Annotated in this window: 14 protein-coding genes; 5 read left to right on the top strand and 9 right to left on the bottom strand. The window is 63.3% G+C overall.

The window, feature by feature from the left end; all coding sequences use genetic code 11:
• Positions 1–108 precede the first annotated feature (108 nt).
• Positions 109–813 (top strand): lipoate--protein ligase family protein, encoded by a 705-nt coding sequence (locus F3J44_RS07160; RefSeq protein ID WP_167066596.1) that lies wholly within the window; start codon positions 109–111, stop codon positions 811–813.
• On the opposite strand, the gene crp is transcribed toward F3J44_RS07160, so the two are convergent.
• A complete protein-coding gene (gene crp, locus F3J44_RS07155; RefSeq protein WP_167066599.1) occupies positions 810–1,454 on the bottom strand; it encodes a cAMP-activated global transcriptional regulator CRP in 645 nt (214 codons plus the stop codon). The two genes, F3J44_RS07160 and crp, sit on opposite strands and share 4 nt — an antisense overlap.
• Before the next feature lie 191 nt (positions 1,455–1,645).
• Between crp and F3J44_RS07150 the strand changes: the two genes are divergently transcribed.
• Positions 1,646–2,068 (top strand): OsmC family protein, encoded by a 423-nt coding sequence (locus F3J44_RS07150; RefSeq protein ID WP_004376171.1) that lies wholly within the window; start codon positions 1,646–1,648, stop codon positions 2,066–2,068.
• A gap of 116 nt (positions 2,069–2,184) precedes the next feature.
• Here the strand turns inward: F3J44_RS07150 and F3J44_RS07145 are convergent, their stop codons facing one another.
• From F3J44_RS07145 to hemJ, 6 genes are all read right to left on the bottom strand, one after another.
• On the bottom strand, positions 2,185–3,225 hold the full coding sequence (locus F3J44_RS07145; RefSeq protein WP_167271418.1) for a DUF2157 domain-containing protein: 1,041 nt from the start codon (positions 3,223–3,225) through the stop codon (positions 2,185–2,187).
• 10 nt (positions 3,226–3,235) lie between these two features.
• Positions 3,236–3,883: a 2-polyprenyl-3-methyl-6-methoxy-1,4-benzoquinone monooxygenase gene (gene coq7 / locus F3J44_RS07140; RefSeq protein ID WP_167066605.1), complete on the bottom strand. Its 648-nt coding sequence runs from the start codon at positions 3,881–3,883 to the stop codon at positions 3,236–3,238.
• A gap of 66 nt (positions 3,884–3,949) precedes the next feature.
• On the bottom strand, positions 3,950–4,288 hold the full coding sequence (locus F3J44_RS07135) for a histidine triad nucleotide-binding protein (protein ID WP_003255518.1): 339 nt from the start codon (positions 4,286–4,288) through the stop codon (positions 3,950–3,952).
• 63 nt (positions 4,289–4,351) lie between these two features.
• Positions 4,352–5,134 (bottom strand): SDR family oxidoreductase, encoded by a 783-nt coding sequence (locus tag F3J44_RS07130; RefSeq protein WP_167066608.1) that lies wholly within the window; start codon positions 5,132–5,134, stop codon positions 4,352–4,354.
• 67 nt (positions 5,135–5,201) lie between these two features.
• Positions 5,202–6,158, bottom strand: coding sequence for a nitronate monooxygenase family protein (locus F3J44_RS07125; RefSeq protein WP_167271416.1), 957 nt, complete (start codon positions 6,156–6,158; stop codon positions 5,202–5,204).
• 29 nt (positions 6,159–6,187) lie between these two features.
• Entirely contained in the window at positions 6,188–6,613 is a 426-nt protein-coding gene (hemJ, locus tag F3J44_RS07120; protein ID WP_167271414.1) for a protoporphyrinogen oxidase HemJ, read from the bottom strand.
• A 142-nt stretch (positions 6,614–6,755) separates the two neighbouring features.
• Between hemJ and argC the strand changes: the two genes are divergently transcribed.
• Both argC and erpA read left to right on the top strand, forming a co-directional pair.
• Positions 6,756–7,790: an N-acetyl-gamma-glutamyl-phosphate reductase gene (gene argC / locus F3J44_RS07115; RefSeq protein WP_016715798.1), complete on the top strand. Its 1,035-nt coding sequence runs from the start codon at positions 6,756–6,758 to the stop codon at positions 7,788–7,790.
• Between the two features lie 147 nt (positions 7,791–7,937).
• The gene (gene erpA, locus F3J44_RS07110; RefSeq protein ID WP_015268740.1) at positions 7,938–8,288 is read left to right on the top strand and encodes an iron-sulfur cluster insertion protein ErpA; all 351 of its coding nucleotides are present in this window, start codon (positions 7,938–7,940) and stop codon (positions 8,286–8,288) included.
• Between the two features lie 59 nt (positions 8,289–8,347).
• Here erpA and F3J44_RS07105 read toward each other — a convergent pair whose 3' ends face one another.
• Together F3J44_RS07105 and F3J44_RS07100 are read right to left on the bottom strand one after the other, a co-directional pair.
• The gene (locus tag F3J44_RS07105; RefSeq protein ID WP_167271412.1) at positions 8,348–9,439 is read right to left on the bottom strand and encodes an anhydro-N-acetylmuramic acid kinase; all 1,092 of its coding nucleotides are present in this window, start codon (positions 9,437–9,439) and stop codon (positions 8,348–8,350) included.
• A gap of 4 nt (positions 9,440–9,443) precedes the next feature.
• Positions 9,444–10,868, bottom strand: a complete 1,425-nt coding sequence (locus F3J44_RS07100; protein ID WP_167271410.1) for a peptidoglycan DD-metalloendopeptidase family protein — start codon at positions 10,866–10,868, stop codon at positions 9,444–9,446.
• Positions 10,869–11,083: 215 nt separating this feature from the next.
• On the opposite strand from F3J44_RS07100, the gene tyrS reads away from it, so the two are divergent.
• Positions 11,084–12,283 carry a tyrosine--tRNA ligase gene (tyrS, locus tag F3J44_RS07095; RefSeq protein WP_167066624.1) on the top strand — a complete coding sequence of 400 codons (1,200 nt, stop codon included), beginning with the start codon at positions 11,084–11,086 and terminating at the stop codon, positions 12,281–12,283.
• Positions 12,284–13,013 lie beyond the last annotated feature (730 nt).

The raw sequence follows: 13,013 nt of genomic DNA, 5'->3' as shown, positions 1-13,013 counted from the left end.
TCCGGCCCTTTCGCGGGGCAAGCCCGCTCCTACAGAGCTACACCACCCCTTGTAGGAGCGGGCTTGCCCCGCGAAAGGGCCGGTGAACCCAACATCAAAGGTGGATCAATGACCGATCAACCCCTGGCCCTCACCGTCGAACAGGGCCTGCACGCCGAGCAGGACCTGCTGGCCGCGGTGTGCCGCGGCGAACACGACAGCGGCATGCTGTTCTGGCGCCCCACCGACCATGCGCTGGTGATGCCCCGGCGCATGAGCCGCCTGGATAATTTCGAAGCCGCCTGTTCGGAGCTGGCCATTGCCGGTTGGCCGGTGCTGCTGCGCGAAACCGGCGGCGAGCCGGTGCCGCAGTCGCATTCGACGGTGAACGTTGCACTGGTGTACGTCGCCCCGCGCAGCGAAGGTGACCATGGCCGTATCGAAAATGCCTATGAGCGGCTGTGCCTGCCCTTGTGCGAGGTGCTGCGCGAATGGGGCGGGGTGGCGTCGGTCGGGGAGATCGACGGGGCCTTCTGCGATGGCCGTTACAACGTCAACCTCAATGGCCGCAAATTGGTCGGCACGGCTCAGCGCTGGCGCCAGGGCCTGGGTGGCAAGCGCCCGGTGGTGCTGGTGCATGGCGCGCTGCTGCTGGACAACGAGCGCGAGTCGATGGTCGCGGCGGTCAACCGGTTCAATGAATGCTGCGGCCTGGAACAGCGCTGCCGCGCCGACAGCCACATCGCCCTGCACGAAGTGGCGCCTGCAGCGCCCTGGTTCGAGCGCCTGTCCCAGGCTTACCGCGACGTGCTGGCGGCACTGCCGCGGGATTAACGGGTGCCGTAGACCACCATGGTCTTGCCCTTGACCTGCACCAGGCTGCGTTCTTCCAAGTCCTTGAGGACGCGGCCGACCATCTCCCGGGAACAACCGACGATACGGCCAATTTCCTGGCGGGTGATCTTGATCTGCATGCCGTCGGGGTGGGTCATGGCGTCGGGCTGCTTGCACAGGTCGAGCAGGCAGCGGGCGACGCGGCCGGTGACGTCGAAGAAGGCCAGGTCGCCGACCTTGCGCGTGGTATTGCGCAGGCGCTGGGCCATCTGGCTGCCCAGTGCATAGAGGATGTCCGGGTCTTGGCGGGCCAGTTCGCGGAACTTGTCGTAGCTGATTTCCGCCACTTCGCATTCGGTCTTGGCGCGCACCCAGGCGCTGCGCTGCTGGTCGCTGCCAGCGGGCTCGAACAACCCCAGTTCACCGAAGAAATCGCCACTGTTGAGGTAGGCGATGATCATTTCATGACCTTCGTCGTCCTCGATCAGGATGGTGACCGAGCCCTTGATGATGAACGACAAGGTTTCGGCACGATCACCGGCGCAGATGATGTTGCATTTGGCGGTGTAGCGGCGGCGCTGGCAGTGGACCAGCAGCTTGTCGATGTTCTTGATCTTGGCGGGTAGGGCTGAGGCAACCATCACGAAATCCTGTTCGATGCGACGCATAGGCTCTTGTTAGTGATTGTCTGGCGCGACGCGCCAGTCAATTGGCGCCAGCTTATCAGACGTAGCAGGATGTTTCGGTACTAAAGCGAGTCGCGTTGAGCTTTTCCGACGGGCATACAAGGCTTAAGCTGACACCCTTTTGCGAAATTCAGGAGTATGGACAGATGAAGGCACGCATCCAGTGGGCCGGTGAAGCGATGTTCCTCGGCGAATCGGGGAGTGGGCACGTGGTGGTGATGGACGGCCCGCCCGAGGCCGGTGGCCGTAACCTGGGTGTGCGCCCGATGGAAATGCTCCTGCTGGGCCTGGGTGGTTGCAGCAGTTTCGACGTGGTGAGCATCCTGAAGAAGTCGCGCCAGGCGGTGGAAAGCTGCGAGGCATTCCTGGAGGCCGAGCGTGCCAGCGAAGACCCGAAGGTGTTCACCAAGATCCACATGAACTTCGTGGTGAAGGGCCGTGGGCTCAAGGAAGCCCAGGTCAAGCGGGCGGTAGAGCTGTCGGCGGAGAAGTATTGCTCGGCCTCGATCATGCTTGAGCGTGCCGGGGTGGAAATCACCCATGGCTACGAAATCGTCGAGTTGGGCTGAATTCGCTTGGGGCTGCTGCGCAGCCCATCGCAGGCAAGCCTGCTCCTACCCAGGCGGCCCCTGTAGGAGCAGGCTTGCCTGCGAATGGGCCGCAACGCGGCCCCGGCAACCTTCAGTCAGTCCCGCAGTGCCGGCAATGCACTGACCAACCATCCCGGCAAGCTGCTTCTCACCACCTGGCTCAACCGCTCCCGCCGTTTCTGATAGGCCAGCCCCAGGCCGATCACGCCCAGCCCGATCAAGGTCACCACCAGCGGGAACAACAACGAGTCGGCAAATACCTCATAGGACAGGTATCCCAGGTACCCCGCCACCCCCAGTGCCCCGAACACCATGAACACCGGCCGGCGCAGCACCACCGCCAGGCCCATCAGCGCCAGGTTGATAAGGCAATACAGCGCCTTGCCCAGCTCGCTGCCGCTTTCCATCAAATTCAGCCCACCCCAGAACGCGGCCAGCCCGGCCAGGTAGCCCCAGCGGGCATAATCCTCACGGGTTCGCCCATCGATCAGCACAAATATCAGCAGCATGCCCAACCCGAACCACAGCGACACCGTACGCCGTTGTTCCCAGTTGAACGGTGCGCCATAGGCCCACTCGGTCAGGTCCATCGACATGAACCACAAGGCCACGGCAATCGGCATGACGATGAACGGGTAGGGGATCAGGCGCAACATCAGCAGCCCGGCGAGCACCGTCGCCGCTTCCATCGCCAGCCAGCCACCTTGCACGTAGGTGTAGTAGTGGTGGTAGTCCGCCTGCATATCATCCAGTGGCCACCAGCCCGCCAAGCGTTCGATGGCAAAAACCGCCAACGGCACGATACTCACCGCGACGGCGGCGAGTACACCGGCTGCAACCGGTTGCTGGCGCTTGTGCAGGTTGAGGGCGAACAGGGTGAGCAGGGCGATATACAGGGTGGCAACGGCCAACAGGGCACCGTCGCCAATGCGCATCCAGGCTTCGGTGAGCAGCCAGCCCATCGCCCCCATGATCAGCAAGGCGCCGAAATAGAAGGCAACGTGGGCCAGCTGGAATGTACCGCGGCTTGCCGGTTGTTGGCGCAGGAAGGCCAGCAGGGCCTGGTCCTGGCCCGGCTGGAGAATGCCGGCTTGCACGGCGCGCGCCAGGTCCTTGGCGTCGATACGGTCCGTCATGGCTGGGCCTTCAGATACGGTAGGTGCTCTTGGTCATGACCTTGGCCAGCAGGCTCATGCCAAAGCGCACGGGCGCGGGGAAACGGTAGCCGCCGGCCTCAAGGGCAGATTCGGCGTGCTGTTCTTCGTCTACGCGCATCTGTTCGAGAATGGCGCGGGACTTTTCGTCCTCTTGCGGCAACTGCTCCAGGTGTTCGTCCAAGTGCTTGCACACTTGGTGCTCGGTGGCTGCGACGAAACCCAGGCTGACCTTGTCGCTGACCAGCCCTGCGAGCGCGCCGATACCGAACGACATGCCATAGAACAGTGGGTTGAGCACGCTCGGATGGCTGCCCAGCTGGCGGATGCGTTGTTCGCACCAGGCCAGGTGGTCGATTTCTTCCTCGGCAGCATGTTCCATGGCCTTGCGCACTTGCGGCAGCTTGGCCGTCAGGGCCTGGCCCTGGTACAGCGCCTGGGCGCAGACTTCGCCGGTGTGGTTGATGCGCATCAGGCCGGCGATATGGCGGGTCTGGGTGTCATCCAGGTCGGCATCGGGCTGGATGATTGCCGGTGACGGGCGGGACGGTTGGCCGCTGAAGGGCAGCAAGGTGCGCATGGCGGTATCGGCCTGCAGCAACAAGCGGTCGAGCGGCGAGTAGTGACGTTCGGTGGCCATCGGGCACCTCCGCTGAAGTGATGCCCGACAGTTTACCTCAATCGCCCGGGAGGGGCTTGCCTTGGGTCAGCCCGGTGGCCAGTTCATCTGGCGCTGGCCAAGCACGTGCATATGAATGTGGTAGACGGTCTGGCCGCCTTTGGGGTTGCAGTTCATGACCACGCGGAAGCCTTCTTCACAGCCTTGCTCGACGGCCAGGCGCTGGGCGGTGAACAGGATATGGCCAGCCAAGGCCTTGTCCTCTTCGGTCAGGTCATTGAGGGTGCGGATGTGTTTCTTCGGGATGACCAGGAAATGTACCGGCGCCGCGGGGGCGATGTCCTTGAAGGCGAGGATCTGGTCATCTTCGTAGATGATATCCGCCGGGATTTCCCGGTTGATGATTTTGAGGAAAAGATCGTCCACAGCACTTGCTCCATGGTGAGGGTCGGGCCGAGTGTACTCAGCCGGGCGCCGCTCGCCCAGTGCCTATTCCATGCCAACCGGGCAATAGCGGCGGTGGATGAAGCCCGCCAGCTTGCGCGCCAACCAGCGTGGCAGCAGCCGTGGTGCGAAGGCCAGCCAGCGGTTGCGGCGTACTGGCATGATCAGCGCGCGGTTCTTTGCCAGGGCACGCACGCTGTACAGCGCGACTTCTTCCGGGCTCAGGCAGCGGCTGCTGCCGTCGAGCCTGGGGATGCGCCGGCGCGATGAGCGAACCGGGCCGGGGCAGAGGACAGAAACCTTGATGCCGGCAGGCTTGAGCTCTTCGCGCAGGGCTTCGCTGAAACTCATCACATAGGCTTTGCTGGCGGCATAGGTGGCCATCGACGGCCCCGGCGCCATGGCCGCCAGGCCCGCGACGTTGAGGATCTGCCCGCCGCCCTGCACGGCCATCAGGTTGCCGATGGCGTGGCACAGGCGGCTCAAGGCGAGGATGTTGACCTCCAGCAGGTCTTGCTCATCGGCCCACTCGTGGGCCAGGAACGGGCCATAGGTGCGCTGGCCGGCGCAGTTGACCAGCAGGTCGATGCGCCGCTCGCCTTCTTCCAGTTCCAGCACGAAGCCCGACAGGCGCAGGGGCTGGCTGAGATCGCAGGCGCGCAGCAGCACTTCCACGCCAAAACGTTGGGCCAGTTCCAGTGCCACTGGCTCCAGGGTTTCCCGGTGGCGTGCCACCAGGATGAGGTTGCGCCCACGCCGCGCCAGGGCTTCCGCCAGGGCCAGGCCCAGGCCGCTGGAAGCACCGGTAATCATGGCGTAACGGGTCATGCAAGGCTCCTGGGGGCGGAAGAGGGCGCCTAGTGTACAGCTTGGCCGAACAAGGTGTTGCCTTTTGCTACAGGGCTTTACCGCGCAGGCGTTGGCTGCGCTCAAGGGCGGCCTGGTATTCGTCGCCCAAGCGCTCGATCAGTGCGCCGGCGCTGGGCAGGTCGTGGATATCGCCCACGCCCTGGCCGGCAGACCATACGGTCTTCCAGGCCTTGGCTTCGTCGTCGATGGGCTTGAGCTTGCCCTGCTCATGCCCGGTTTTCAGCGCGGCCATGTCATAGCCGGCCTGCTCAAGGCTCGGGCGCAGGAAGCTGGCCGGGATACCGGATACTGCCGGTGTGTGGATGATGTCCGCCGCGTGGGCGTCGAGCAGCATCTGCTTGTAGGCGTCCTGGGCGTGGCTTTCGCGGGTGGCGATAAAGCGTGTGCCCATGTAGGCGAGGTCCGCGCCCAGCAGCTGGGCAGCGAGGATTTCATGGCCGTGGTTGATGCAGCCGGCCAGCAGCAAGGTCTTGTCGAAGAACTGGCGGATTTCGGCCGCCAGTGCGAACGGGCTCCAGGTGCCGGCGTGCCCGCCAGCGCCTGCTGCCACGGCGATCAGCCCATCGACACCGGCTTCGGCCGCTTTTTCGGCATGGCGGCGCGTGGTCACGTCGTGGAACACCAGGCCGCCATAGCCGTGTACGGCATCGACCACTTCCTTCACGGCGCCGAGGCTGGTGATGACGATGGGCACCCGGTGCTCGACGCACAGGGCAAGGTCTGCCTGCAGGCGCGGGTTGGTCGGGTGCACGATCAGGTTCACCGCATAGGGCGCTGGCGCCTGCAATTGGGCCAGGCCCGCCTCGATTTCTTCCAGCCAGGCCTTGAAGCCTGCACTGTCGCGCTGGTTCAGTGCCGGAAAGCTGCCGACCACGCCATTGGCGCAGCAGGCCAGGACCAGCTGAGGGTTGGAAATCAGGAACATCGGCGCCGCCACCACGGGCAGGCGCAGGCGGTGTTCGAGCGAGGCAGGCAGGGACATGGGCAAGGCTCCAGTGCAGGGCGTTTATGTCAGAACGGTTTGACCACCACGAGAATCACGATGCCCAGCAAGAACAGCACGGGTACTTCGTTGAACCAGCGGTAGTACACGTGGCTGCGGGTGTTGCTGCCCGCTTCGAAGCGTTTGCGCTGGGCGCCACAGATGTGATGGTAGCCGGTCAGCAGGATCACCAGGGTGAGCTTGGCATGCAACCAGCCCTGGCTCAGCCAGCCGGGGGTGAGGTAGAGCATCCAGGCGCCGAACACGTAGGTAGCGATCATGGCCGGGTTCATGATGCCGCGGTACAGCTTGCGCTCCATGGTGACGAAGCGTTCCTGGCTGATGCTGTCCTGGCTCTGGGCGTGGTAGACGAACAGCCTGGGCAGGTAGAAGAGGCCGGCGAACCAGCAGACCACGCTGACGATATGCAGCGCTTTGATCCAGAGGTAGAGCATGGGGGGAGTTCCTTCAGGTATTCACGGTCGTCAGATAGTAGAGGCCTGGGGCCGCAAGAGGCACCCCAAGAGTTGTTACAGGCGCTTCGCGCCCCTATTATCGTGCGCTTTCCAGACGGCTCGTTGATAAGGGGCAAGCGTTATGATCAAGGTCGGTATCGTCGGCGGCACGGGTTACACCGGCGTCGAACTGTTGCGCCTGCTGGCACAGCATCCACAGGCGGAAGTTGCGGTCATCACTTCGCGCTCCGAAGCGGGCGTGGCGGTTGCCGACATGTACCCGAACCTGCGCGGCCATTATGACGGCCTGGCGTTCAGCGTGCCGGACAGCAAGACCCTGGCCGCCTGCGACGTGGTGTTCTTCGCCACCCCGCACGGCGTGGCCCACGCCCTCGCCGGCGAGCTGCTGGCGGCAGGCACCAAGGTCATCGACCTGTCGGCCGACTTCCGCCTGCAGGACGCCACCGAGTGGGGCAAGTGGTATGGCCAGCCGCACGGTGCGCCAGAGCTGCTCAAGGATGCGGTATATGGCCTGCCTGAGGTGAACCGCGAGAAGATCCGCCAGGCACGTTTGATTGCCGTGCCGGGCTGCTACCCAACGGCGACCCAACTGGGCTTCCTGCCGCTGCTCGAAGCCGGCCTGGCCGACCCGTCGCGCCTGATTGCCGACTGCAAGTCGGGTGTCAGCGGTGCTGGCCGTGGCGCGGCCGTGGGCTCGCTGTTCTGCGAGGCCGGTGAGAGCATGAAGGCTTATGCAGTCAAGGGCCACCGTCACCTGCCGGAAATCAGCCAAGGCCTGCGACTGGCAGCGGGCAAGGATATCGGCCTGACCTTCGTGCCGCACCTGACCCCGATGATCCGCGGTATCCATGCGACCCTGTACGCCAATGTCGTCGACACCTCGGTCGACCTGCAGGCGCTGTTCGAAAAGCGTTACGCCGATGAACCGTTCGTCGACGTAATGCCTGCCGGTAGCCACCCGGAAACCCGCAGCGTGCGCGGCGCCAACGTCTGCCGCATTGCCGTGCATCGCCCACAGGGCGGCGACCTGGTGGTGGTGCTGTCGGTGATCGACAACCTGGTCAAGGGCGCGTCGGGCCAGGCGGTGCAGAACCTCAACATCCTGTTCGGCCTGGACGAGCGCATGGGCCTGTCCCACGCCGGCCTGCTGCCGTAAGCGCTTGAAGCCATGCCTAGGCCCGCCCCGTGCGGGCCTTTTTGTTTGTCGCGACTAAAGGCGCACTATTGTTGACCGATTTTCTCGGAGAAGCGGATAATGCGCGTCATCGAGTTTTATGGCGGCTACCGCGCCGGGAGAATCAACATGAGCGTCGAAACCTTCACCCCTACGGCTTTGGAATTCACCCACGGCGCTGCGCAAAAGGTGAAGAACCTGGTTTCCGAAGAAGGCAATGACCGCCTGAAGCTGCGCGTGTTCGTCACCGGCGGCGGCTGCTCGGGCTTCCAGTATGGCTTCACCTTCGATGAAGATGTGGCCGAAGACGACACCATCGTCGAGCGCGAAGGCGTATCCCTGGTGGTCGACCCGATGAGCTTCCAGTACCTGGCCGGCGCCGAGGTGGACTACCAGGAAGGCCTGGAAGGTTCGCGCTTCGTCATCAAGAACCCGAATGCCGCCACCACCTGTGGGTGTGGTTCGTCGTTCTCGATCTGAACCTGGGTGATACGAAAACGCCGCGCAATTGCGCGGCGTTTTGCATTCAGGCGTAGCCCTTATGCCGGGTAGACGGCGCCGAGTACGCGCAAGCCCCGGGCTGCGGTAACGCTGGGGCGGTTGGCGGCAATGCCTTCCAGGCAGCAGTGGGCGAGCCAGGCGAAGGCCATGGCCTCGACCCAGTCCGGGTCCACGCCGTGTGCGCCAGTGCTGGCAACCTCTGCCGTGGGCAGCAGTTGGGCAAGGCGCGCCATCAAGGCACCGTTACGCGCGCCACCACCGCAGACCAGCACCGCTTCGGTGCCTTGCTGGGCGGCCAGCAGCGATTCGCTGATACTGCGCGCGGTAAGCTCCAGCAGTGTCGCTTGCACGTCTTCGTCATGGTAAGCCGGCAAGCCCGCCAGGTGGCCATCCAGCCAGGGCAGGTTGAACACTTCGCGGCCGGTGCTCTTCGGGCCGCTACCGGCGAAGAATGGGTCGCTCAGCAGGCTGCCGAGCAAGCCAGGCTGTACCGTGCCGCTGGCCGCCCAGGCACCATCGGCATCAAAGGCCTTGCCCTGTTTGCGGTCGATCCAGGCGTCCAGCAGGACGTTGCCGGGGCCACAATCGAAACCGTGTACCGGCGTGTCGCGCTCGATCAGGCTGAGGTTGCTGAACCCCCCCACGTTGAGGATCGCCAGGCGCTGGCCAAGGTGGCCGAACAGGCTTTCATGGAAGGCCGGAACCAGGGGCGCACCCTGGCCGCCTGCCGCCACATCGCGGCGCCGGAAGTCGGCCACCACGCTGATGCCTGTGAGTTCGGCGAGCAGGGCCGGGTTACCGATTTGCACGGTGAAACCGCGGGCGGGTTCATGGCGGATGGTCTGGCCGTGGCTGCCGATGGCGCGAATGGCGCCGGGCTTGAGCCCCTGGCGGGCGAGCAGCTGCTGGATGCCCTCTGCCGCCAGGCTGGCCCAGCGGTTCTCGGCTAGCGCCGCACGGGCGATCTCGTCGGGGCCGCTGCTGCACAGGCCCAGCAACTGCTGGCGCAGGTCGGCGGGCATGGGCAGGTAATGGGTGGCGAGCAGTTCAAGCTGCTCGCCTTGCGCGATCAGGGCGATGTCCAGGCCATCGAGGCTGGTGCCGGACATCACCCCCAGGTAGTACGCCACCGGCTTAGCGCTTGTTCGCAGCGAGCAGGGTGGCCTTTTCCTGATCCATGCGGGCGATCAGCGGCTGGCTCTGCTGCAGGAAACGCTGGCGCTCGGCCTTGGCGATCGGGTCGGCCATCGGCACCTTCTGGCTCAGCGGGTCGACGTGTACGCCGTTGACCTGGAACTCGTAATGCAGGTGCGGGCCGGTGGACAGGCCGGTGGTGCCGATGTAGCCGATGATCTGGCCTTGTTTCACGCTGCTGCCGGTCTTGATGCCCTTGGCAAAGCCTTGCATGTGGCCGTACAGGGTCTTGTAGCTGTTGCCGTGGGCAATGATCACGGTGTTGCCGTAACCGCCGCGGCGGCCCGCCAGCTCGATGCGACCGTCGCCGGCTGCCTTGATCGGTGTGCCGCGCGGGGCGGCGTAGTCGACGCCTTTGTGGGCGCGGATCTTGTTCAGGATCGGGTGCTTGCGGCCTGCCGAGAAGCGCGAGCTGATGCGGGCGAAGTCTACCGGCGTGCGGATGAACGCCTTGCGCAGGCTGTTGCCGTCGGCGGTGTAGTAGCTGGTGTTGCCCTGTTTGTTGGTGTAGCGAACGGCGGTGTAGGTTTTTCCGCGGTTGGTGAAGCGTGCGGACAGGATGTTGCCGGTGCCGACCACCTTGCCGTCCATGACCTTCTGTTCGAAGACCACGTCGAATTCGTCACCCTGGCGAATATCCTGGGCGAAGTCGATGTCGTAGCCGAGCACCTTGGCCATGTCCATGGTCATGCTGTGGGACAGGCCGGCACGCTGGGCCGAGGCCGACAGCGAGCTTTTGATCACGCCATGGGCATAGGCGGCACGCACCACCGGTTTGCTGATTTCGCGGTCGAAGGTGTAGCCCTTGGCGGTTTTGGTCAGGCGAATGGTTTCGAGGTTGCTGACCTTGCTGTGCAGGCTGGCCAGTTGGCCGTCCTTGTCGAGTTCGAACTGCAGGACCTGGCCGTGCTTGAGCTGGCTGAACTGCTTGGCCTGCTTGTTGCTGGCCAGCAGGTCGTGCACGGCGTTGGCCGGCAGCCCGACCTTGGCGAACAGGGTGGAGAGGGTGTCGCCGCTGGCCACGGTGACTTCGCGGTGGGCGGGGTCCTTGGCTTGGGCTTGGGTTTTGCTGTCGGTGGCCGGCGCTTGCTCGGACGCCTGCTCGGTGTTCGCTTCGGCGCCTTCGATTTGCGCGAAGGGCGAACCCTGGTCTGCCTCGGCCTGCACCAGTGGCGCGGCGTTGGACTCATCCTTCAGCTGTTCGGCCGGGCGTTCCAGCTCCAGGCTGAGGGTGGTCTTCTTGGCTTCGACTTCGCTGGACGGAAATACCAGCAGGGCCAGGCTGAGCAGGGCGGCGATGCCGCTGGCGGCCAACAGATGGCTTTTCGGATAAAGCGGGGGCGCTTTAGGCGTTTCGTTGGTCATAGGTACGGAGACTTTGAAGAAAAATGAATATGGAAAAGATGAATGACATGATGAAGATGAAATAACTGTATAAAATATAACCAAATCCATTTTCGCGCAAGGGCGCGTAGACGCTGTGACGCGGCGGTCGGGTCACATTTCATTTCGAAACTTGTAATTGATGGCCGATCTTGTATGGTTGGCTCCCTTTGAATCTGAGCCTTGCGGGTCTGTCTATGAAGTCGGTTGAAGAGCAGCTGGCGCTTATCAAGCGCGGTGCGGAAGAGGTGTTGGTCGAGTCGGAACTGGTCGAGAAGCTCAAGCGCGGCCAGCCTCTGCGTATCAAGGCAGGCTTCGACCCGACTGCGCCTGACCTGCACCTGGGGCACACGGTGTTGATCAACAAGCTGCGCCAGTTCCAGGAGCTGGGGCACCAGGTGATCTTCCTGATCGGTGATTTCACCGGCATGATCGGTGACCCGAGCGGCAAGAGCGCCACCCGTCCGCCGCTGACCCGCGAGCAGGTGCTGGACAACGCCGAGACTTATAAGCAGCAGGTGTTCAAGATTCTCGACCCGGCCAAGACCGAAGTCGCGTTCAACTCCACCTGGATGGACCAGCTGACCCCGGCCGATTTCATCCGCCTGGCGTCGCAGTACACCGTGGCGCGTATGCTTGAGCGCGACGACTTCGACAAGCGCTACACCACCAACCAGCCGATCGCGATTCACGAGTTCCTTTACCCGTTGGTGCAGGGCTATGACTCGGTGGCGTTGAAAGCTGACGTGGAGTTGGGCGGTACCGACCAGAAGTTCAACCTGTTGATGGGGCGCGAGCTGCAGCGTGCCTATGGCCAGGAAGCGCAGAACATCGTGACCATGCCGCTGCTCGAAGGGCTCGACGGCGTGAAGAAGATGTCCAAGTCGCTGGGCAACTATGTGGGCATCCAGGAAGCGCCGGGTGTGATGTACAGCAAGCTGGTGTCGATCCCGGACACGCTGATGTGGCGTTACTTCGAGCTGCTGAGCTTCCGTTCGATGGAAGAAATCGAGCAGTTGCGTGCCGACGTTGCCAATGGCGCGAACCCGCGTGATGTCAAGATCAAGCTGGCCGAAGAGATCGTTGCGCGCTTCCACGGTGAAGAGGCGGCGGCCAATGCTCACCGCGCGGCGGGTAACCGCATGAAGGAGGGTGAGCTGCCTGAGGACTTGCCGGAAGTGGAAGTGGCTGCGGCGGAAGACTTGCCGATCGCTGCTGTGCTGAACCGGGCGGGCCTGGTGAAGAACTCGGCGCAGGCTCGCGATTTGTTGAGCGGTGGTGCGGTGAAGGTTGATGGTGCGGTGGTCGACAAGGATTTCATGTTTGTCTTGGGTGCGACCCATGTGTGCCAGGCGGGTAAGAAGTCGTTTGCACGGGTTACGCTGAAGGCTGAGTGATTGGCGGGTGGTGTAGCTATATAGAAGCGGGGAGGCCGGTAGGCTTCCCCGCTTTGTTTTTGGGGTGGGGCTGGTGGGTGGCCTGTCTGAGGTTGGCGTGGTATTCGGGGTGTACGCCACGACGCATTTGGCGCCTATGAGATCGAGCGCCGCCCGCGCGGCGCATCGCGAGCTTTGCTCGCTCCTACGTTTGTTTCGGGCCAGTGTTCATGTGGCCACCGCGCGCGGCCCCTTGTTTGTACGTCGCGATATCCAGGCATGCGCCAAGGCGTTCGCGCGCCAATCCCCCAGGCCCCACTGGCCCGAAACAAACGTAGGAGCGAGCGCAGCTCGCGAAGCGCCGCGCGGGCGGCGCTCGATCTCCCAGGCGCTGAACGTGTCGTGGCGGGCACCTACCAGCCGTAACACGGTCTTTTCCTCCTATATTTCAATTTCTTGAAATTAAAGGTTGACGCCCCTCCGAATCCCCTTATAATGCGCCCCACTTCCAGCGACATCGGAACAACAAACTTCTTGAAATTCAACGAGTTAGCTTGTTAAGAAGTCACTGAAAGGGCTTCGATCGAAAGATTGCTAGCGGTTGAGATGAGTGTTGACAGCGTTTCAAAACGCTGTATGATTCGCCTCCCGCTACGAGAGATCGCAGCGAGTCAAGTGTTTGAAGCTAAACGAGTTTCTCGCAAAAAACTTCAAAATAAACGCTTGACACGAAATGAGGAAAGCGTAGAAT

The organism is Pantoea sp. Tr-811 (assembly GCF_011752535.1).
Taxonomy (GTDB): domain Bacteria; phylum Pseudomonadota; class Gammaproteobacteria; order Pseudomonadales; family Pseudomonadaceae; genus Aquipseudomonas.
This window is presented reverse-complemented; position numbering and strand designations above follow the sequence as displayed.

What these genes read in the sequence shown, in the direction of transcription:
- F3J44_RS07160 (WP_167066596.1), top strand. Translation starts at nt 109, where the DNA reads ATGACCGATCAACCCCTGGCCCTCACCGTCGAACAGGGCCTGCACGCC.
- crp (WP_167066599.1), bottom strand. Translation starts at nt 1,454, where the DNA reads ATGGTTGCCTCAGCCCTACCCGCCAAGATCAAGAACATCGACAAGCTG.
- F3J44_RS07150 (WP_004376171.1), top strand. Translation starts at nt 1,646, where the DNA reads ATGAAGGCACGCATCCAGTGGGCCGGTGAAGCGATGTTCCTCGGCGAA.
- F3J44_RS07145 (WP_167271418.1), bottom strand. Translation starts at nt 3,225, where the DNA reads ATGACGGACCGTATCGACGCCAAGGACCTGGCGCGCGCCGTGCAAGCC.
- coq7 (WP_167066605.1), bottom strand. Translation starts at nt 3,883, where the DNA reads ATGGCCACCGAACGTCACTACTCGCCGCTCGACCGCTTGTTGCTGCAG.
- F3J44_RS07130 (WP_167066608.1), bottom strand. Translation starts at nt 5,134, where the DNA reads ATGACCCGTTACGCCATGATTACCGGTGCTTCCAGCGGCCTGGGCCTG.
- F3J44_RS07125 (WP_167271416.1), bottom strand. Translation starts at nt 6,158, where the DNA reads ATGTCCCTGCCTGCCTCGCTCGAACACCGCCTGCGCCTGCCCGTGGTG.
- hemJ (WP_167271414.1), bottom strand. Translation starts at nt 6,613, where the DNA reads ATGCTCTACCTCTGGATCAAAGCGCTGCATATCGTCAGCGTGGTCTGC.
- argC (WP_016715798.1), top strand. Translation starts at nt 6,756, where the DNA reads ATGATCAAGGTCGGTATCGTCGGCGGCACGGGTTACACCGGCGTCGAA.
- erpA (WP_015268740.1), top strand. Translation starts at nt 7,938, where the DNA reads ATGAGCGTCGAAACCTTCACCCCTACGGCTTTGGAATTCACCCACGGC.
- F3J44_RS07100 (WP_167271410.1), bottom strand. Translation starts at nt 10,868, where the DNA reads ATGACCAACGAAACGCCTAAAGCGCCCCCGCTTTATCCGAAAAGCCAT.
- tyrS (WP_167066624.1), top strand. Translation starts at nt 11,084, where the DNA reads ATGAAGTCGGTTGAAGAGCAGCTGGCGCTTATCAAGCGCGGTGCGGAA.